Genomic DNA, 20,206 nt, shown 5'->3' with positions numbered 1-20,206 from the left:
GTTCTAGACCGGTGTGGGAAGCTGACACGTGAATGCCTCGCAGGCGTAGGCAACGCGACGACCGTTCACGGCCAGCCTGGCATCAAACAGCTCAAAGCCGGCCGCCGAGAATTCGCGCGCCTGCTGCTCGGAGACGACGGTGACGATGTCGGCCGGACTGTGTCTCACGCCGTCGGGCACCGGCGAATTCTCACCATCCGGTGCGACGACGACGAGTTGCCTGGGCGAGCCAGACAGGGCAGCCATCAAGCGCAGCGACGCCCCGAACGACATGGGATTCGCCAACGCCAGCTCGCCGATCGGCGCCATCGCGGCCTCGGCGGCTGCGCTGTAATGCCGGTCACCAGTCACCAGGTAGAGCTGCCACGCGGCGGTCGCTGTCGCGCTGATGCCTGAGGGATACGCACCTTCGGAGGGATCCCCTGACAGCGCGATTCCCCGACCCGTGAGCACCGGATCACCTCCGCCAGGCTCGCCGAACACCGCAACGGTCGTGCCGGCAGCCAGCGTTTGGTCGAGAAGCGACCGAGCAGCTTGAGCGTAGGGCAACTCCCCGGTTGCCAGCGACAGCTCGAGCAGAGCCCCTGCGAGCATGCCGTAGTCCTCGAGGGTCGCGCGAGCCGATGACCGACGTTCAGCGACCGACGCTCGCACCAGGGTGTCGTTCGGGTTCCGGTGGTTCTCGAGGAGGTAGTCGGCCGCCCAGCGCGCAGACTCCAGATAGTCGGCGCGATCGAAGATCACACTCGCCCGCGCGAGCGCCTGAATGGCAAGTCCGTTCCACCCGGTGAGCACCTTCTCGTCGAGGGCCGGTGGCGCGAGCCCTTCCCGCTCCTGAGCATTCCGGGCGTAGTACCCGCCCTCGGACCGCTTGCCATCGATGACCGATTCGGAGTCCTGCGCACTGGCGAACCCACCGGTCGGCAGCTGAAGTGTTCCGGTGAGGAACCGGGCGATGCCGTGTGCTGACTCTGCAGCCCAGGTGCGTGAGGTGTCCTGGCGGTATGCCTCACTGTACGTATCAAGCAGAAGGGCGTTGTCGTAGAGCATCCGCTCGTAGTGCGGTTCGCTCCAGTCGCGCTGCGTCCCATACCGAAAGAAGCCGCCGTCCACCTGATCAACGAGGGGCGATCGCGCCAGCGCCTCGAGCGTGCGAACAGCAAGGGGCGCCCCGCTCGGGATGGACAGCAGGAAGCGGAGAATGGGAGCAACCGGAAACTTGGGCGCCCCACCGAAGCCGCCAAACTCCCGATCCTCGTGCGAGGCCAGCGCGGCGACAGCGGCATCGATCTGTTCCCTGGTCGGAACGGTCGCTGTCGCATTGTGCTCGGCGGCGGCCGTCACGGCGGCACCGATGGCTGCAGCGTTGGCGTTCACCGCTTCACGACGATGAGTCCAGGCATCCATCACTGCGTTGAGTACATCACGAAATGACGGATGTCCCGACACCGGCGCGGGCGGAAAGTAGGTTCCGGCGAAGAAAGCGGCACCTCCCGGGGTGGCGAAGACGCTCAGTGGCCAGCCCAGTTGCCCGGTGAACGCACTCGCCTGCGCCAGATAGCTGGCGTCAACGGCCGGATGTTCCTCGCGATCCACCTTGATGTTCACCATGTGCGCGTTGAGGAAGGCTGCGATGGACGGATCGCTGAATGACTCGCGGGCCATGACGTGACACCAGTGACATGTCGCGTAGCCGATGGAGATGAAGACTGGGACGTCGCGCGCGGCGGCTTCGTCGAAGGCGTCCTGTCCCCACTCCCTCCAGTCGACAGGGTTGTCCTGGTGGGCTCGGAGGTACGGGCTCATGGCTGAAGCGAGGCGGTTGACCATACTTCAGCCTACGTGTGGAGCCCTCCGGCTACCACGCCCCGACGTAGTCGGAGACTGAATCGGCATCGCGCACCCGGCTGCGCACGAAGGGTAATCCGCGAACGACGGCCAGGTCGATTCGTTGGCGAACGGCCTCGCTCGTCAGCGTGTATTCCGTGAAGTCGGTGTTCGACGCGTACACACCGATGGGCAGCGTGAGCGCCTGAAAGAAACCGAACAGAGGCCTGAACTGGTGCTCGAGGATGAGAGCATGGCGTTCGCCGCCTCCGGTTGCCGCGACAAGCACCGGCTTGTCGACGAGCGAATATTGACCGACGAAGTCGAACAGGTGCTTGAACAGCCCAGTGAACGACCCACGGTAGACCGGGCTGGCGACGATGAGCAGGTCGGCGTCCTCGATCCGGCGCAGCTCAGTCTCAACGCTTGGGGCGACCTGATCGCGGGTGAGGGCACCGGCGAATGCGGGTCCGATGTCGCTGAGTTCGATCACGTGCGCGGAAATCGGCTGTTCCTCCGCGATGCGAGAGAGAATCGCGCTCACGAGCGCACTTGTCTTGGACGGTGTGTGAAGACTCCCCGATACGGCGACGACACGGAGCGGTTGCTGTTCTGCGTTCTCGACCATGCTGCGACGCTACGCCGATTCGGCTTGCTCACGAGATTCCGATGCAACACGACGTAACGGTCACGCGGCTATGAGTCGAGCAGCACGTTCTTCTCACCGGCTCGAATGGCCCGCGACAACCGGTTCCCCGCCGGGGGCAACGGGCACACGTAGAAGTCGCTGAAGACGCACGGGGGCAGGTACGACCTGTTGAAGTCGACCACGACACTGCCGTCTGCATCGGGTGACGGCATGTCGATGAAGCGGAACCGATACGTCTCTGTGCCGCTGGTGCCGTCAGCGAAGACCGCGTGCAGGGCTCCGCGTTCGCGGACGACCGTGAGGGTCTCGAGGCCGTCTGGGAACGCGAGTGCGAGCGTGCCAGCGGGTGTGTCATCCGAAACATGCCCGTCGATCGCTGTGATTTCCATCCGCGAATCGGGTGCGGCCGGGCTGAAGCTTCCCTCGATCACCCACTGCGGATCGGGTTCGAAGACGTCGATTCCGCGGAGCCGTGCCCGAGTGGGCGCCTCAGGGTCCAGGATCCGAAGCGCGAGCGCCCCGTCTCGTTCGAAGTATCGCAACCTCCGGTCGCCCCACTCGATGTCCTGACCGCTTGTGAGGGTGACGGTGTTTCCACTGATTACTCGAACCGGACGGCCGCCTTGAAGGACCGTGAGGCCTTCGAGTTCCCGGCCTTCTCCGATAATGCCGTCAAGACCGGCGTGCCAGGTTCCGAACACCCCGTCGAGTTCTTCGCTCGCTCCGGTGAGCCAGTGGGTGGCCACAAGCGACGCGAGGCCGAACGGTGATGATGTTCCCCGCTCCCGGGCTTCGTGCCAAGCCGCCCAGTCGGAAGTGAACGTGTCGGTGCTTGAATCAAAAGCGTCAGGTAATGCCACGAAAGTCATCCTCGGTCAGTTCACTTCGCTCGGGTGCGACCCAACGCGACCGTCGCGCTCAAGCGCCGAGATGTCAGCGACCTCAGCCTCGGTCAATTCGAAGTCGAACAGGTTCAGGTTTTCGGCGATGCGTTCGCGGCTGTTTGACTTGGGGAAAACGATGTTGCCGTTTTGCAGGTGCCACCGGAGTACAACCTGCGCCGGAGTTTTCCCGTGGGCGGCGGCGGCTTCCACGACGCTTGCCTCGTCGAAGAGCGGGTACTTGCCCTGTCCGAGCGGACCCCACGACTCGATCGCAATGCCGTGGGCGCGGGAGAAATCAACAACTCCCCGCTGCTGGAGTGCGGGGTGCAGTTCGATCTGGTTGACAGCGGGAACGACTCCGCCGTCGGCGAGAATCGCTTCCAGGTGGTCGACGAGGAAATTTGATACGCCGATGGATGTCGCCTTGCCGTCCGACTGGATCTTTTGCAAAGCTTCCCAGCTCTCCCGGTAGGTGTTCCGTTCCGGTGCCGGCCAGTGGATGAGGTAGAGGTCGACGGATTCGAGGCCGAGCTTCTCAAGGCTCGAGTCGATGGCGTCGAACGCGGATTGTGTTCCCTGGTCTGAGTTCCACAGTTTCGTAGTGATGAAGAGGTCTTCACGAGGCACGCCGCTTCGTGCGATCGCACGCCCGACACCCTCCTCGTTGCCATAGATCGCGGCGGTGTCGATGTGCCGGTAGCCAAGCTCGAGCGCGTCCGTCACGATGCGTTCGGTTTCAGCCGGGTCGACCTTGAATACGCCGAAGCCGAGCTGCGGAATGGTCGCACCTGAGTTGAGGGAAAGAACCGGTCCTGTCCACGAAGTCGTCATTGTTCCAGCTAACCATCCCGTCGGAACGTCGATCAACTTTCACGTCCCGCTTCGCCGTCAGCGGAACTCGCACAATCCGGCACCCCTCTCGGTCATCTCACGGCGGGGTGTCCTACGATGGAGGGCTATGTCTTTTACGATCTCCTACCCTCCCGAGCTGCCCGTCAGCCAGATGAAGGACGAGATCAAAGAGGTGCTCCGCGAGCATCAGGTCGTCATTGTTGCCGGCGCGACGGGGTCAGGCAAGACCACCCAGCTGCCCAAAATTCTCCTTGAGCTCGGTCGTGAATCGATCGCGCACACCCAGCCCAGGCGACTCGCCGCCCGCACAATCGCCGAACGCATCGCCGAGGAGCTCGACGTCGAGCTCGGCGGAATCGTGGGTTATCAGGTTCGCTTCACCGATCAGGCCGGCAAAGACACCAAGGTCAAGTTGATGACCGACGGTATCCTCCTCAACGCAATGCATCGTGATCGCATGCTGCGAAACTACGACACGATCATCATCGATGAAGCACACGAGCGCAGCCTCAACATCGACTTCTTGCTGGGCTACCTCAAGCAGTTGCTGCCCAAGCGCCCCGACCTCAAGGTCGTCATCACGTCGGCCACCATCGATCCACAGAGCTTCTCCCGCCACTTCGATGACGCACCGATCGTGGAAGTCTCCGGCCGCACGTTCCCTGTCGAGGTGAGGTATCGGCCCCTCATCGCCGACAAGGCCGTCGAGGATTCAGATGCCGATGATGATGACGATCCCGTGCAGCCTGACCTTGACCCGATCGATGGGATCACCGCGGCGCTCGATGAACTCGCGAGGGAGTCGATGGGCGATGTCCTCGTCTTCCTCAGCGGTGAGACCGAGATTCGAGACACCGCCGATGCCCTGAATGCGCGGTACTCGCAGGGTGGTGCGGGGATCACGGAAGTGCTGCCCCTCTACGGCAGGCTCAGCTCAGCCGACCAGCACAAGGTCTTCCAGCCAAGCTCTCAGGCTGGGGTTCGTCGGCGCATCGTGCTCGCAACCAACGTCGCGGAGACGAGCCTCACCGTCCCAGGCATCAAGTACGTCATCGACGCTGGCACGGCTCGCATCTCTCGCTACAGCGTTCGGTCCAAGGTTCAGCGACTGCCGATCGAGGCCATTTCTCAGGCGTCAGCGAATCAGCGCTCCGGACGTTCGGGGCGAACGAGTGATGGCATCGCCATCCGGCTGTACTCCGAGGAGGACTTTCTCGCCCGGCCCGAGTTCACTGAACCGGAAATCTTGCGCACCAACCTCGCAGCCGTGATTCTCCAGATGGTCTCGCTCGGTCTTGGCGACATCGCCGCGTTCCCGTTCCTGCAGCCCCCGGACTCCCGCGGCATCAAGGACGGACTTGACCTGCTGCGCGAGCTCGGAGCGATCGATGCCAAGGACGCGGCGTCACCCCGCCTCACCCGGGTCGGTCGTGACCTCGCGCGACTGCCGATCGACCCGCGCTTCGCCCGGATGGTTATCGAGTCGAAGAAGCACAACGTCTCGCGCGAGGTGATGGCGATCGTGGCCGCACTCACCATTCAGGACCCTCGTGAGCGCCCCCTGGAGAAGCGCCAGCAAGCTGACGAGAAGCATGCACGCTTCACAGACCCGACAAGTGACTTCCTGTCGCTGCTCAATCTCTGGAACTACATCGAGGAGAAGCAGAAGGAACTCGGGTCGAGCGCATTCCGGCGACTGTGCAAAAACGAATTCCTCAACTACCTGCGCGTGCGTGAGTGGCAAGATGTCTTCCGCCAGCTTCGACAGCTGTCAAAGCCCCTCGGCCTGTCCCTGACGGAGCGCACAACCAATTCCGACGGCATCCACCGCTCACTTTTGGCCGGCCTGCTCTCACACATCGGAATCAAAGATGCCGCGCAGGCAGCCGCGAACTCGGCGCGCGGCGGCAAGCAGCCCAACCGGCCCGGACCGGCCCGCAAGGGCGACTACATCGGCGCGAGGCAGACCAGGTTCGTCATCTTCCCCGGTTCCGCACTCGCAAAGAAACAGCCGAACGCGCTGATGGCCGCTGAGCTCGTCGAGACGTCCCGATTGTTCGCACGCACGACGGCCTCGATCGACCCGGCGTGGGCCGAACAGATCGCCGGCGACCTCGTCAAGCGCAGCTACTCAGAACCGCACTGGGAAAAGCAGCAGGGCGCTGTCGTCGCCTGGGAAAAGGTCATGCTCTACGGGTTGGCGATCATCCCCCGCCGACGCGTCCAGTACTCGAAGATCGACCCCGAACTTTCGCGCGAACTGTTCATCCGGCACGCTCTCGTCGAGGGCGAGTGGGACTCGCCGCAGGCGTTCGACCGCGCGAACAAGAAGCTTCGCAAGGAACTGGCCGAGCTCGAGGAACGCACAAGGCGCCGGGACATCCTCTTCGACGACGAGGCCGTTTTCGACTTCTACAATTCGCGCATTCCTGCCGACGTCTTCTCCACAAGAACCTTTGAGGGCTGGTGGCGCACGGCGCAGGAAAAGACCCCCGACTTGCTCACCATGCGGCAGGAAGATCTCCTGCCCGACGACGCGCCTGAAGTGGATGAGGCGGAGTTTCCCCCTGTCTGGCGCCAGGGTGACCAGAAGCTGAGCCTGCGCTACCGATTCGAACCCGGTGCCGAAGACGATGGTGTCACAGTGCAGGTGCCGCTGGCTTTGCTCGCCCGGTTGTCCCCCGCCGGATTCGACTGGCAGGTGCCGGGGCTTCGCCACGACCTCGTCACCGCGCTCATCAAGTCACTGCCGAAGGCGATTCGTCGCAACATAGTGCCGGCAGCTGACTGGGCTCGCCGGCTCATGGCCGAGCTGCCAGCCGGCCCGCCCGAGCCGGAGGCGACCAACGCAGACACCCTCACCGCACACCTGGCGATGGCCATCAAACGCCTGTCGTACATGCAGATCGAGGCAAGCGACTTCGATCTCACTCGCGTCCCCGGGCATCTCAAGGTCACCTTCCGTGTGGTCGATGAGAAGGGCCGGCACGTCGCGAACGGCAAGGACCTGATCGAGCTGCAACAGCGGCTCAAGGCTCGCACTCGTCAGAGTGTCGCCCAGATCGCCGAAGCCACTCCGAACGCGCTCGAGCGGTCAGGACTCACACGCTGGGACTTCGACGAGTTGCCGCGCTACGTGGACACCCGCCAGGCCGGCAACATGATTCGCGGATACCCGGCGCTCGTCGACGAGGGAAACTCCGTGGCGATCCGCATCATGGCTACCGAACAGGATCAGAAGCAGGCGATGCCGGACGGCGTCCGCCGACTGCTCCTGCTCGCTCTGCCCTCCCCCGTCTCCTACGTGCAGCAGCACCTCACTTCCGCGGAGAAGCTCACCCTCGCGACGAGCCCGTATCCAACGACGCAGGCACTGTTCGATGACTGCCTGGCCGCGTGCATCGACGACATCCTGTACCGGGTGAAGCCAGACGGCGCGATTTTCATGCGTGCCGAATTCGAAACCGTTCGCGATCGCATCTCCGGCGCGATGATGAACACCATGTTCGACACGGTTTCGTTGGTTGCCAAGGTGCTGACAGCATCCCGAACCGCCGAGAAGTCCCTGAAGAAGGCGACGAGCCTCGCTCTGCTGCCTGCGTTGAGCGACGCCACCCAGCAGTTGTCTGCGCTCGTCTATCCGGGCTTTGTGTCGCGGACGGGAATGCTCAGACTCGCACAGGTTCCCCGCTACCTCAACGGCATCACGCACCGGGTTGAAAAACTCGCCGACAACCCGAACCGGGATCGAGTCTGGATGAACGAGGTCCAGACGGCCACGGCGCTGTACGAGGCCGCGGGAGGAACATTGCCGCCGGCGCGATTCGCACCGTCTCACATCGTCAAGGCCCGTTGGATGATCGAAGAACTTCGCCTCAGCCTGTTCGCGCAGAATATTGGCGCCATCGAGACTGTGTCGCTGCAGCGCATCCGCAAAGTACTGGCCGGATAGTTTCGGCCAATACCTTTTTCACGCGAAGCGGATGCCTACAGCACCTTCGAGAGGAACGATTGCGTTCGCGGGTGCTTCGGGTTGGTGAGCACCTCACGGGGGTCGCCTGATTCAACGATCACACCGCCGTCCATAAAGAACAGCGAATCTCCGACCTCACGGGCGAACCCGATCTCGTGGGTCACAACGATCATGGTCATGCCGGACTGCGCGAGGCCCTTCATCACGTCGAGCACTTCACCGACCAGTTCCGGGTCGAGCGCACTCGTCGGCTCGTCGAACAACATCAGCTTCGGGCTCATGGCCAGGGCTCGCGCGATTGCCACTCGCTGCTGCTGCCCGCCAGACAGGTGCGCCGGGTACGCCTTGGCTTTGTGCGCCAGACCAACGCGGTCGAGCAGCTCGAAAGCTGTCGCGACGGCCGTGGCCTTCTTGACTCCCTTGACGCGCGTGGGCGCCTCGATGATGTTCTCTAGCACCGTCATGTGCGGGAAGAGGTTGAAAGACTGGAACACCATTCCGATGTCGGCGCGCTGGCGTGACACTTCGGAGGGCGACATTTCGTACAGTTTGTCGCCGCGCTGACGGTATCCCATCAAGTCGCCGTCGACGGACAGTCGGCCACCGTTGATCGACTCGAGGTGGTTGATGCAGCGAAGGAACGTCGACTTACCTGAGCCACTTGGCCCGATCAGGCAGGCCACTTCTCCGCGGTTGACGGTGACCGAGATGTCCTTGAGCACCTCGTGTGAGCCGTACCGCTTGACGATGTGATCGGCGTGGACCATAGGGACGTCGGTCATTGGTGCTCCCTCTTCGGCGGTGGAACCGCCTCGGCGTTTCCACCGGCAATTCCTGTCGTTTCGGTGGCGGTTTCCGTCTCAGGAAGCTCGGGGTCATCCTCCGGTTCCCGCTGCGGGGCGACGCCGCGACCGTAGTACTTCTCGAGATAGTGCTGGCCGACCATGAGAATGCTCGTGACGAGCAGATACCAGATGCTCGCGACGATGAGCAGCGGCACCGTCGCATAGATCTGTGCCGAAATGGCCCGGGTCCGCGCATACAGTTCGAGCGAGAAGCCCAGCGCTGTGACGAGAGACGTCGTCTTGAGCATCGAGATCACTTCGTTGCCGGTCGGCGGGATGATCACTCGCATGGATTGCGGCACAACGACGCGCAGCATGGTCTGTCGCCAGCTCATGCCAAGCGCGCGGGCAGCTTCGTCCTGGCCGCGCGGAACGCTGAGGATGCCGCCTCGCACGATCTCAGCCATGTACGCGGCCTCGTTGAATGCAAGACCGAGCACTGCCAGCCAGAACAGGTCGATCGCGGAGAACGGCGAAATGGTGAAGAACTCGACGCTCGTGAACGGGATGCCGACGGTCACGGAACGGTAAATGGTTCCGAGCAATCCCCAGAACACCAGCTGGACGTACACGGGTGTGCCCCGGAAAATCCACAGGTATACCCACGAAACAACCTTGAGAACAGGGTTGTCGCTCAACCGCATCACAGCGAGAACGAGGCCCATCACGATGGCGAGGATCATCGAAAGGATGGTCAGGGCCAGCGTGACGACGGCGGCCTGGCTGATGCGGCGGTCGAACAGGTATTGCCCCACAAGCGGCCACTGGTAAGCGTCGCGGGTCGCGGCATCCCAGACGAACAGGACGACGAGCAGCAGGATCACGACGGCGAACGCCGTCCTCACCGGATGCCGAAGCTTGACCGCCTTGATGGGTTCGGTTGTGGGGTCCATTATCGTCAGCCTGCGTTGATTGTCGCTTCGTCGACGGCTCCGCCTTCGACGCCCCACTCCGAGAGGATGTCTTCGTAGGTGCCGTCGTCGATCAGCGACTGGAATGCTGCCTGGATCGGTTCGACCAGCTCGCCGTCCTTTTCGATCACGACTCCGTATGGCGCCGAGTCGAAAACGTCGCCGCTGAGAACGAGTGCATCGTCGGACTGCGCGACGCCGTACTGGACGATCGGGGAGTCTCCGAGCAGGTAGTCGGCACGACCGAGAACAGCGTTGTTGGTCGCCTCATCCTGATTGTCGGACTTCAGCATGTCAACGGCTTCCTTGCCCTCGGCAACACAGGCGTCGCTGGCGGCCTGCACGAACTGCTCAGACGTGGTTGACGCCTGGAATGCGACCGTGACACCACACCACTCGGTGCGGTCTTCCGCGTCCTTACCCTTGGCGAACTGCAGACCAGCGTTGTAGTAGTCGACGAAGTCGACCTGCGCCTGGCGCTCAGCGTTATCCGTGAAGCTCGACCAGCCGAGGTCAAGCGTTCCGCCGGCAACCTTCGGGAGGATTGCATCAAAAAGTGACTTCTCCCACTCGACCTTGAGGCCGAGTTTTGCGGCTACTGCTTCGGCAAGCTCGGCGTCCCAGCCGGTGACCGATCCGTCACCTGCTTCAAACTCGTTCGGTGCGTAGCTGGCGTCAACGCCGATCTTCAGGACTCCGGCCTTGGCGATGTCCTCAGGCACAAGCGCGGCGAGTTTTTCGTCAGCGCTCACTGAGCCGCCGGCAGATGATCCACCGGTGGGAGCTTCTTCGTTGTTCACACAACCGGTGAGAACGAACGCCGTGACTGCGGCGAGCGCCAGGGGTGCAATGAGAGCTTTTCTACGCATAGTTCTTTCCTTAGTTCTGGCGTCGTTCACCGAAAGGGTACAACGAGCTTAACTCACCGCCGGAAGCCGTCGCGCTCGCGGAATCAAGTTGAAACCGCGCCATCAGGCACGACATGGCCGAAACAGGCACCGCCGGTGCCTCCCGCGCGTCGGCCGCGCGGCGTAGCGTGAGGCCCTCCGGAAGAAAAGGTGGCACCGATGGACTCATGGACTGAGGACGAGTTGACGCAACTGGCGAACGCGGATGAACTGCAAATTTCGTCGCGACGCCCCGATGGAACACTGCGCCCCTACGTGACGATCTGGGTGGTCCGGTCCGGCGACGGCGTCTATGTGCGCTCTGCCTACGGCGCGACCAACCCCTGGTTCGTTCGCGCGAAGAGAAGTGGTTTCGGGCGAATCCGGGCTGGGTCGTTGGAGAAGAACGTCCGTTTCTCCGACGCCGAGGCATCCGCTTCACCTGAAATCGATGCGGCGTATCACGCTAAATACGACAGGTATGGGCCACGAATCGTGAACACGGTTGTTGGCCCGGAGGCTCCGCGAACGACGCTTCGGTTGGTGCCGTCGACCACCTGAATGGGCCGTGTTCCTCGCACTGAGCGACGAGGGGGGAGCCGATCAATGCGACTCTAGCGCGCCGCGGCGTGCTGGGCCATGATGGGCTGGCGAGGGGTTCAAGGCACTCAATCAATGGGGATCGATGCACATGACCGTCACATCTGGCCGTTCGTCGGCGACAGACGAGGGCGACCCGAGGCTGCGCTCGCTCGCCGCCCTCGCAACCGACCTGGCCGGGCAGTTCGCCCTCGCCCCTCTGCTCGAGCGCATCCTGCAACACACTCTCACGCTCCTTCAGTGCGCCAGCGGGTCGATCTGCACGGTCGACGAACTCGCCGGCACCTACCGCAAGGAGGTCGATATCGGAGTCGGCTGTCTCTCAGGCAGAACCTTCCCGCTCGATGAGGGTGTCACGGGCGAGGTTGTGCGGGCACGGCGCCCCGTGCTGTTCGACGAGTATGCGGATGTGCGAGGTGGGCACATCGGTGCAGAGGACCGCAGTCGGCTGCACGGGGTCGTTGGCGTGCCCATCCGGTGGGATGGCAGCATCATCGGCACCTGTGTTGTGTTCAGCGAGGAACCGGCGAGGCGGTTCACCGACGAAGATGTGATGCTGGTCGAACTGTTCGCGACGCACGCCGCGATCGCAATGGCGAACGCACGGATGTATGCCCGAGCAGCCGAGAAAGAGAGTGACGCGGCGATTCTGGCCGAACGCGAGCGGGTCGCGCGCGATCTCCATGACACAGTCGGGCGTGGCCTCGCGACCGTTCTGTTGCAACTGGACGCTGCCGAACGGGAGATTCGCCGGGCACACGAGCCCATCGATGCACTGGCGGCCGCTCGGGCGGCCGCTCGGGCGGCGCTCACTGAGGCGCAGCGCGCGGTGCTTGGATTCGGTCCATCGTTGCTCGACGGCCGTTCGCTTCATGAGGCTGTCGCGCTTGAGCTGGCCTGGGTGCAATCCACGTCGACCATCGACACCCGGTTTGTGGTCTCGGGCGAACCGGAGGCGCTCGCACCCGAAACAGCACGCCAGCTCTTTCGCATCGTTCAGGAAGCGTTGACCAACGTCGTCAAGCATTCCCGGGCCCGGTCGGTGCGCGTCGGACTGGTCTACGGCAGGTCGGAGGTCGCGGCGATGGTTGAGGACGACGGGATCGGTTTTGATGTTCCAAAGCTCTCGTCCGTCCGCACACGGACGGCGCGTGGCCTGGGGCTTCAAGGGCTCGCGGCGCGGGCACCGCTGCTCGGAGGCACGTTGTCGCTCGAGTCGACTCCGGGCTGGGGAACACGGATCAGCGCTGCCGTTCCGTATGCGACGAGCGCGGAGCCAGCAATCGCTCGGTCCCGCTGGCGGGTCTTAATCGTGCATGAGCGAGCGGTCGTGCGGGCTGGCCTGGTTCGAATGCTGGGCCAGGTTGAACCAGACATCCAGGTCGTGGGCGAGGTGTCGAACGCAATTGAGGCGGTAGAAGCGTTTCGGCTCGTTGCTCCACACGTCGTTCTTGGCAACCTTGCGCTCCCCCGGATCGACGGGCCGCAGCTCACGTCGTACCTCCGCGCTATCGATCCAAACGCAGCCGTCGTCCTCCTCATCGATTCATTCGCCGACGAGCGAGTACGCGCCGCGTCGCAAATCGGGGCCGTCGGATTCGTTCCCAATGATGTTGAACCGGACCCCCTGGCGCGGGCCCTCGTCGCTGCAGCACGAGGCGACGCGCTCATTCCGGCCGAGACTCTCCGTTCGTTCACCTCACCCGACCGGGCAACCACGGATTCCCTGACACCTCGCGAGCGAGAAGTGCGCGCATTCGTCGAGCGGGGACTTCCCGACAAGCGCATCGCCACCGAGCTTCGAATCTCCGTCAAAACCGTCGAAAAACACGTCGGTTCAATTCTCCGAAAGACCGGGGCTCGGAACAGAACTATGCTCGCCGGGCTCGCGACGAATTCGGGAAGGTAGTGGGATTCCCCACGGGGCGGTAGGGAAAGTCCGCATGTTCCTGGACTCCCTCCGATGCTTACGCTCGGGGAACCGGCGTCAAGGAGGTTGCCATGCCAGTCGTATCTCTCAAGGAGATCGTCGATCGGGCGTTCGCGGAGAAGTATGGTGTGCCGGCGATCAACATCGTCAATGACCTCACGCTTGAGGCCGTTCTGGCCGGAGCCGTCGATGCGCGCTCACCGCTCATCGTGCAGACCTCGGTGAAGACCGTGAAGGCCATCGGCGTTGAGGTTCTGTTCACGATGTGGGAATCCATGACCCGGAACATCGACGTTCCGGTCACCCTTCACCTCGACCACTGCCCGGATCGTCAGGTAATCAGCGACTGCCTCAAGCAGGGCTGGAACTCCGTGCTGTTTGACGCGTCCACCATGCCGGTAGACGAGAACAAGCGACAAACAGTCGAAGTGGTTGCTGAGGCACGAAGCTACGGCGCCCACGTCGAGGGTGAAATCGAAGCAATACAGGGTGTTGAAGACGGAATTGGTGTGGAGACTGCCACTCGACGGCAAAGCCTCGATGTCGCAGTGGACTTCATCGAGACGACAGGCGTCGACGTGTTCGCACCGTCCATCGGCAACGCTCACGGCGTGTACTCCGCAACTCCCGATCTCGACTTCGAACGCGTGACCGACCTCGTACAGGCAACGTCGACCCCGATTGCCCTGCATGGCGGCAGCGGCATGACGGATGACCAGTTCAGCGACCTGATCTCTCGGGGATGCGCCAAGGTCAACATTTCGACGGCTCTCAAGATTGAGTTCATGAAGTCGAGCCTCGCGTTTCTGAAGGACGCTGAACAACGCGACAAATGGGACCCGCCGTCGCTGTTTGCCAATGTTCGCCAGCACGTCGTCGATCTCACGACCGGGCTCGCGGGAACATTCGGCAGCGCCGGGAAGGCGTGGTAACCGTGCCCTTTCTCATTTTCGACTGCGACGGCGTTCTGGCCGACACCGAACGGAATGGACACTTGCCCGCGTTCAACCGGACCTTCGCCGAGTTCGGACTGCCCGTCACCTGGAGTGATGCGGACTATGCCGAGAAGGTCACCATTGGCGGCGGGAAAGAACGAATGGCGAGCCTGCTGACTCCCGAATTTGTCGCGGACAACGACTTACCGACGGATGAGGAACAACAACGCGAGGTACTCGCCCGCTGGCACCGCCGCAAGACAGAGATCTACACCGAACTTGTCGCAACCGGTGCGTTGCCCGCACGTCCGGGCATCGCCCGAATTTCCGCCGAGGCGGCATCCGCCGGGTGGGGGCTTGCCGTCGCGTCCACGTCCGCTGAACCATCGGTCAGAGCCGTGCTCGAGCACGCCGTCGGACCGAAAGAAGCGAGCCAGTTCCGCGTATTCGCTGGCGACATCGTTCGTCACAAGAAGCCAGCACCGGACATCTACCTGCTGGCACTCTCCGAACTCGGTGCCTCCCCCGACGAAACGGTTGTGGTCGAGGACAGCGCAAACGGGCTGCAGGCTTCACTCGCCGCCGGTCTGCGCACCGTCGTGACGGTGAGCGCATACACCGCGAACGAAGATTTCACCGGGGCCGCTCTCGTTGTCAGTTCGCTCGGCGATGCGGACGAAGCCGTTCGCGTTCTCGAAGATCCTCTCGGCCTTCAGCCGGGACCCGAGTTCACGCTCGGCGACCTCACAACAATCCTCGACAGTTCCCGCCCCTCAGCGCAGGAGGACCGATGACCAGCCTGGCCGATGTCGAATTTGTCGTGCGCACCATCGCGCAGACCGCGGTGGACAACGAGAAGTACTTCGGTGATCTGGACGCCGTCGTGGGCGACGGAGACCTCGGCTATTCCCTCGCTCGCGGCTTCGAAATCGTCTTGAGCGATTGGGATTCCTACGACCGGACAGACATCAGTACGTTCCTGTCGAAGGTCGCCATCGCGATCACGAGCCGCATCGGTGGGACGTCTGGTCCGATCTGGGGAACGGCCTTCCTCCGTGCAGCAGCGGTCGTTAGGGACAAGACCGACATCACCGGCAACGATGTGGTCGCCATGCTGCGCGCGGCCATCGCAGGCATCATGGCGCGAGGCAACGCGGAGCTCGGCGACAAGACCCTTCTCGATGTCCTTGCTCCCGTTGCCGACACCATCGAAGCGGAACTCGTTGGAGAAAGCGGCGCGAGCGAAATCGTCGCCGCTTCCGCCCAGACGGCGCGAGCGGCCGCTGATGCCACCACTCCGATGATCGCACGTCGTGGCAGGGCTGCGTACACCGGCGAACGCAGCATCGGCTCGCCAGACGCAGGCGCTGTTGCGGTGGCCGTCATCGTCGAAGCTCTCGCCGCGAACTGGGATCAGAGAGATCGCACCAGCTGACCCGTTGCACCACCCGAACACAGGAGATGAACGAATGAAGAAGATCGTCAACGATCCGCAGCGCTTCGTGCCCGAGATGCTCGAAGGCCTCGCTCTGGCAAACCCAGACACATTGCGTTACGTACCCGAATACAACCTGATTATGAGAGCGGATGCTCCGCGAGACGACAAGGTATCGATAGTTCAAGGATCCGGTTCCGGACACGAACCAGCCCACGTCATGGCTGTTGGTAAAGGCATGCTCGACGCTGCCTGCCCCGGCGATGTCTTCGCGGCACCGCCGATGGACTACGTCTACGAAACGACGAAGCTCGTGAACTCCTCCAAGGGAGTGCTCCTGCTCGTCAACAACTACACGGGCGACCGAATGGCGTTCGACATGGCCCAGGAAATGAGCCTCGCCGACGGTGTCAACGTGAAGACCCTGTTCATCGACGACGATGTCGCTGTGCAGGACTCGACCTGGACGGTCGGCCGACGCGGTGTCGCAGGCAACTTCTTCGTAATCAAAGCCGTCGGGGCGGCGTCCGAAGCTGGAGCCGACCTTGATGAGGTCGTGCGGATCGGCGAGAAGGTCAACTCGATGACACGCTCCATGGGGCTCGCGCTGACCGCGTGCACACCGCCGGCGAAAGGATCACCGCTGTTCGAACTCGGTGAAGACGAAATTGAGATCGGTGTCGGAATTCACGGAGAGCCGGGTCGCCGACGGGCCAAAATCGCTCCAGGGAACGAGCTCGTCGACACGCTCCTTGAGCCGGTCGTGAGCGACCTGCCCTTTGAGAGCGGAGACCGGGTCGCACTCATGATCAACGGCCTCGGCGGAACCCCGATCAGTGAGTTGTACATCGCTTACCGGCACGCTCACCAACAGCTCGCGGGGAAGGGCATCACCGCCGCAAAAAGCTACGTTGGCGAATACTGCACGTCACTTGATATGGCCGGGTTCTCTCTCACCCTGGTGAAGCTCGATGACGAAATCGAAGGCCTGCTGAACGCGCCCGCGGAGATCGGGGTACGTATCTTCTGATCCGCTCACCTCTCACGGATGATGCGGCCCATGCCGATTCGGTCCACGATGCGAGTGGTCCGCTCATGGGCCGGCGGATGTGGAACGAAGGATTGACATGGGAGGAACCGGATGAACACGCCTCTGGCTACGTGGAACGACCGACCAGCGAAGGCTGCCATTCTCGATTTTGTCGAGCGGTGCACGGCGGATTCCTCCGTGGTTCCGGTCGATCAGCGAGTGGCAGTGTTCGACAACGACGGGACGCTGTGGTGTGAAAAACCCATGCCGATCCAGCTGGATTTCATCCTGCGTCGGCTTGTTGCCATGGTCGAAGAAGATCCGGGATTGCGCTCGAAGGAGCCGTGGCGAGCGGCATACGAGCGCGATTACGCATGGTTGGCGTCGGTGCTCCACGACCACTATGCCGGCGACGACTCCAATCTGGCCAGCCTCGCGGCCGGGGTTCTTGCGGCACATGCAGACATCAGCGTGGAGAGGTTCGAGGAACTCGCTGCGGAATTCCTTCACACCGCGCGACACCCGACGCTGAACCGGAGCTACCTCCAGTGTGCGTACGCACCAATGGTTGAGCTCCTCGGGTATCTCCGCGAACACGGCTTCGTTACATACATCGCTTCCGGTGGTGGTCGGGACTTCATGAGGCCAGTGAGCGAGGAGCTCTACGGAGTCCCGCGGGACGGCGTGATCGGCAGTGCGGTCGCACTTGAGTACTCCGCTAACGAAAGCGGAGGGACGATCACGAGGCGAGCGACAGCGGACTACCTCGACGATGGACCCGAGAAGCCAATACGCATTTGGGACAGGGCCGGCCGGCGGCCGCTGCTCGCCGCAGGCAATTCCAATGGCGACATCGAAATGCTGGACTTCACACAGCACAGTGACAAGCCGTACCTACGACTGCTTGTTCTGCACGACGATCCCGACCGCGAGTTCGACTACACCTCGGGCTCCGAGCGCGCCCTGAAACGAGCGCAAGAAAAGGGTTGGACCGTGGTGAGCGTCAAGGACGACTGGAAGACCGTTTTCTGAACACTGTTCGGTTTGTTTGTCGTTCGGGCCTCACGCGTCAAGCGTAGCGGTGTCCTCTAAATGAGAACCCCGCGCTCAATCAGATATGGCACAGGCGACGTGTAGCTGCCGTTCTTCTGAATTTTGAGGTCGAGGTGGCAGCCAGAGACGACTCCCGTCGCTCCGACGTTCCCGACAACTGTTCCGGTCTCGATCAGGTCACCGACCTCAACCAGGTAAGACTCGTCCTGGAGATGCCCGTAGGTCGATTCGACGCCGCCGCCGTGGTCGACGATGACACGATTTCCGTACGCGCCCGCCGAGCCGACGAAAACGACGCGGCCAGCCGAAACGGCCTTCACAGGGGTTCCGCAAGCCGCTCCGAAGTCGACCCCTTCATGAAATTCGGTGGAGCACCCCACTGGGTTGCAAATGATGTTCCGGGGTCCATACGGCGAGGAGACCGGAGCATCGACCGGTCGCACCCAGTCCCCTGGCCTACCAATCAGAAATGCGGCCAGCTCGCTGTCATTCCGGTTGACGTAGCTCCGCGAGTAGCTTGGTCGCGCCTCTGACGAGTCCACATCCGTTTCGGACGTTTCATCCTCGAGGGCAGCGGCAGCTTCTGCCTCGGCCTTCGCCGCGGCAAGCAAAGCGGCTGCCGCAGCAGCCGCGGCCGCACGGATCTCGGCGAGCTCAGCCTCGCTGGTCGCCGCATACAAATCGCGGTCGAGCGCTGGCCGATTCCAATCAGCCGCGACGAGCGACTGTGCTCCTGTTGTGTTCGGAATGCCGCTTCCGCCTGCCGCGGCTGGCGGAATACCTTGATTCGGGAGGGCGAGGATTCCGAAGATGCCTGGCAACACCAGTAGTGCGACGAACGCCGCCCGGAGTCCACCCCAACGGAATTCGCGGACTTGCACGTGTCGTGCGCGCTCGCCCGGATGGGATTTGTGTGCGGCAGTGTCATGTCGCGTCGAACGATGGTCCTTCGAGCCCGCGTGCCTGTGCTTGAGGCGCCGCGGAGCGGGGAGCGGCTCGTGCGCTCCCGTTTTCGGGCCTTCTCCCCCGAGCTCTGCGAGGTCCGGGGCGACCCGACTACTCATCTCTGCGTCGTTTGCATCTTCGCTACCTTGACCCAAGGCGTTCGTGGGTCGGCACACTCGAGCTGCCTCGGGTGATGCCGGAGCGAGGACGACCCCTTCCGGGGCGCACTCGCATGCCCCGAGAATAGGGCAAGTCACTCGCGACGTCACCCCCTGCGCGAATGTCACCCCCATGCAATTGAGCGACGGCGGCGGTCGCAGATCGGCGGCCTCTGCGCGGCGCGCGAAACAACGCAAAGCTGTCTCGCGGACGCAAAAAAGCGGGCACATGGTGCCCGCTTTTTCACTCACGCCTTGAGAGCGCTGAACCTAATCCCACTCGGGTGAGAAACTCCTTTGGGGCTTAGAAGTCCCAATCCTCGTCTTCGGTGACAACGGCCTTGCCGATGACGTACGACGAACCCGAGCCAGAGAAGAAGTCGTGGTTCTCGTCAGCGTTCGGCGAGAGCGCGGACAGGATCGCGGGGTTCACGTCGGTGACCGTCTTGGGGAACATCGGCTCGTAACCGAGGTTCATGAGGGCCTTATTGGCGTTGTAGTGCAGGAACTTCTTGACATCCTCGGTCAGACCGACGCCGTCGTAAAGGTCCTGCGTGTACTGCACCTCGTTGTCGTAGAGCTCGAACAGAAGGTTGAACGTGTAGTCCTTGATCTCCTGGCGGCGCTCCTCGGTCTCGTTCTCGAGTCCCTTCTGGAACTTGTAGCCGATGTAGTAACCGTGCACTGCCTCGTCACGAATGATGAGGCGGATCAGGTCAGCCGTGTTGGTGAGCTTCGCGCGGGAAGACCAGTACATCGGCAGGTAGAAGCCGGAGTAGAACAGGAACGACTCAAGCAGTGTCGAGGCAACCTTGCGCTTCAGGGGGTCGTCACCGGTGTAGTAGTCCATGACGATCGCGGCCTTCTTCTGAAGGTTCTCGTTCTCAACCGACCACCGGAACGCCTCATCGATTTCCTTCGTAGAGCACAGGGTCGAGAAGATCGAGGAGTAGCTCTTGGCGTGCACTGATTCCATGAACGCGATGTTGGTGTACACCGCTTCTTCGTGGGGTGTGACAGCATCCGGGATCAAGGAGACCGCGCCGACGGTGCCCTGGATGGTGTCGAGAAGCGTCAGCCCCGTGAATACGCGCATCGTGAGCTGCTGCTCCTCAGGGGTGAGCGTGTTCCACGACTGGATGTCGTTCGACAGCGGCACCTTCTCGGGCAGCCAGAAGTTGTTGACGAGCCGGTTCCAGACTTCGACATCCTTCTCGTCTTCGATCTTGTTCCAGTTGATCGCCTGGACGTGGTCGACCAGCTTGAGCTTCTCAATCATTGTGTTCCTTAGT

17 protein-coding genes are annotated in these 20,206 nt (G+C 62.6%); 8 read left to right on the top strand and 9 right to left on the bottom strand.

All coding sequences use genetic code 11. The annotated features are described in order from the left end of the window. Positions 1–3 precede the first annotated feature (3 nt). The 4 genes from D9V28_RS01525 to D9V28_RS01510 form a co-directional block, all read right to left on the bottom strand. Positions 4–1,830 (bottom strand): thioredoxin domain-containing protein, encoded by a 1,827-nt coding sequence (locus D9V28_RS01525; protein WP_121657955.1) that lies wholly within the window; start codon positions 1,828–1,830, stop codon positions 4–6. A gap of 28 nt (positions 1,831–1,858) precedes the next feature. Continuing rightward, a complete protein-coding gene (gene msuE / locus D9V28_RS01520) occupies positions 1,859–2,455 on the bottom strand; it encodes an FMN reductase (RefSeq protein ID WP_121657954.1) in 597 nt (198 codons plus the stop codon). A 68-nt stretch (positions 2,456–2,523) separates the two neighbouring features. After that, entirely contained in the window at positions 2,524–3,336 is an 813-nt protein-coding gene (locus D9V28_RS01515) for a DUF1684 domain-containing protein (RefSeq protein WP_183086392.1), read from the bottom strand. A gap of 15 nt (positions 3,337–3,351) precedes the next feature. Continuing rightward, complete coding sequence (locus tag D9V28_RS01510) at positions 3,352–4,191, bottom strand: aldo/keto reductase (RefSeq protein ID WP_121657952.1); 840 nt, start codon at positions 4,189–4,191, stop codon at positions 3,352–3,354. Positions 4,192–4,285: 94 nt separating this feature from the next. Between D9V28_RS01510 and hrpA the strand changes: the two genes are divergently transcribed. Further along, positions 4,286–8,164: an ATP-dependent RNA helicase HrpA gene (hrpA, locus tag D9V28_RS01505; RefSeq protein WP_371869991.1), complete on the top strand. Its 3,879-nt coding sequence runs from the start codon at positions 4,286–4,288 to the stop codon at positions 8,162–8,164. A 35-nt stretch (positions 8,165–8,199) separates the two neighbouring features. Here hrpA and D9V28_RS01500 read toward each other — a convergent pair whose 3' ends face one another. The 3 genes from D9V28_RS01500 to D9V28_RS01490 are packed head-to-tail and all read right to left on the bottom strand — an operon-like array spanning position 8,200 to position 10,810. Further along, entirely contained in the window at positions 8,200–8,967 is a 768-nt protein-coding gene (locus tag D9V28_RS01500) for an amino acid ABC transporter ATP-binding protein (RefSeq protein ID WP_121657950.1), read from the bottom strand. After that, positions 8,964–9,923: an amino acid ABC transporter permease gene (locus tag D9V28_RS01495; RefSeq protein WP_121657949.1), complete on the bottom strand. Its 960-nt coding sequence runs from the start codon at positions 9,921–9,923 to the stop codon at positions 8,964–8,966. The genes D9V28_RS01500 and D9V28_RS01495 overlap by 4 nt, the downstream gene beginning before the upstream one ends. A 5-nt stretch (positions 9,924–9,928) precedes the next feature. Then, positions 9,929–10,810, bottom strand: coding sequence for an ABC transporter substrate-binding protein (locus D9V28_RS01490; protein WP_121657948.1), 882 nt, complete (start codon positions 10,808–10,810; stop codon positions 9,929–9,931). 198 nt (positions 10,811–11,008) lie between these two features. Here D9V28_RS01490 and D9V28_RS01485 point away from each other — a divergent pair, with 198 nt between their 5' ends. The 7 genes from D9V28_RS01485 to D9V28_RS01455 all read left to right on the top strand — a co-directional run bounded on the left by D9V28_RS01485 (position 11,009) and on the right by D9V28_RS01455 (position 17,790). Continuing rightward, positions 11,009–11,389: a DUF2255 family protein gene (locus tag D9V28_RS01485; RefSeq protein ID WP_121657947.1), complete on the top strand. Its 381-nt coding sequence runs from the start codon at positions 11,009–11,011 to the stop codon at positions 11,387–11,389. A gap of 130 nt (positions 11,390–11,519) precedes the next feature. After that, the gene (locus tag D9V28_RS01480) at positions 11,520–13,337 is read left to right on the top strand and encodes a GAF domain-containing protein (RefSeq protein ID WP_183086391.1); all 1,818 of its coding nucleotides are present in this window, start codon (positions 11,520–11,522) and stop codon (positions 13,335–13,337) included. A 92-nt stretch (positions 13,338–13,429) separates the two neighbouring features. Next, positions 13,430–14,290, top strand: a complete 861-nt coding sequence (locus D9V28_RS01475; protein WP_121657945.1) for a class II fructose-bisphosphate aldolase — start codon at positions 13,430–13,432, stop codon at positions 14,288–14,290. Positions 14,291–14,292: 2 nt separating this feature from the next. After that, positions 14,293–15,087 carry an HAD-IA family hydrolase gene (locus tag D9V28_RS01470; RefSeq protein ID WP_121657944.1) on the top strand — a complete coding sequence of 265 codons (795 nt, stop codon included), beginning with the start codon at positions 14,293–14,295 and terminating at the stop codon, positions 15,085–15,087. After that, positions 15,084–15,728, top strand: a complete 645-nt coding sequence (gene dhaL / locus D9V28_RS01465; RefSeq protein ID WP_121657943.1) for a dihydroxyacetone kinase subunit DhaL — start codon at positions 15,084–15,086, stop codon at positions 15,726–15,728. Before D9V28_RS01470 ends, dhaL begins: the two co-directional genes overlap by 4 nt. Positions 15,729–15,762: 34 nt before the next feature. Beyond that, positions 15,763–16,758: a dihydroxyacetone kinase subunit DhaK gene (gene dhaK, locus D9V28_RS01460; RefSeq protein WP_121657942.1), complete on the top strand. Its 996-nt coding sequence runs from the start codon at positions 15,763–15,765 to the stop codon at positions 16,756–16,758. A gap of 111 nt (positions 16,759–16,869) precedes the next feature. After that, positions 16,870–17,790: an HAD family hydrolase gene (locus D9V28_RS01455; protein ID WP_121657941.1), complete on the top strand. Its 921-nt coding sequence runs from the start codon at positions 16,870–16,872 to the stop codon at positions 17,788–17,790. A gap of 56 nt (positions 17,791–17,846) precedes the next feature. Here D9V28_RS01455 and D9V28_RS01450 read toward each other — a convergent pair whose 3' ends face one another. Beyond that, a complete protein-coding gene (locus D9V28_RS01450; protein WP_121657940.1) occupies positions 17,847–18,692 on the bottom strand; it encodes a M23 family metallopeptidase in 846 nt (281 codons plus the stop codon). Positions 18,693–19,218: 526 nt separating this feature from the next. Beyond that, positions 19,219–20,193 (bottom strand): class 1b ribonucleoside-diphosphate reductase subunit beta, encoded by a 975-nt coding sequence (gene nrdF / locus D9V28_RS01445; protein ID WP_121657939.1) that lies wholly within the window; start codon positions 20,191–20,193, stop codon positions 19,219–19,221. Positions 20,194–20,206: the final 13 nt, after the last annotated feature.

It is taken from the genome of Mycetocola zhadangensis (genome assembly GCF_003668565.1).
GTDB classification, from domain to species: domain Bacteria; phylum Actinomycetota; class Actinomycetes; order Actinomycetales; family Microbacteriaceae; genus Mycetocola_A; species Mycetocola_A zhadangensis.
The sequence above is the reverse complement of the archived record's forward strand: the minus strand, read 5'-3'. Positions and strand labels throughout refer to the sequence as shown.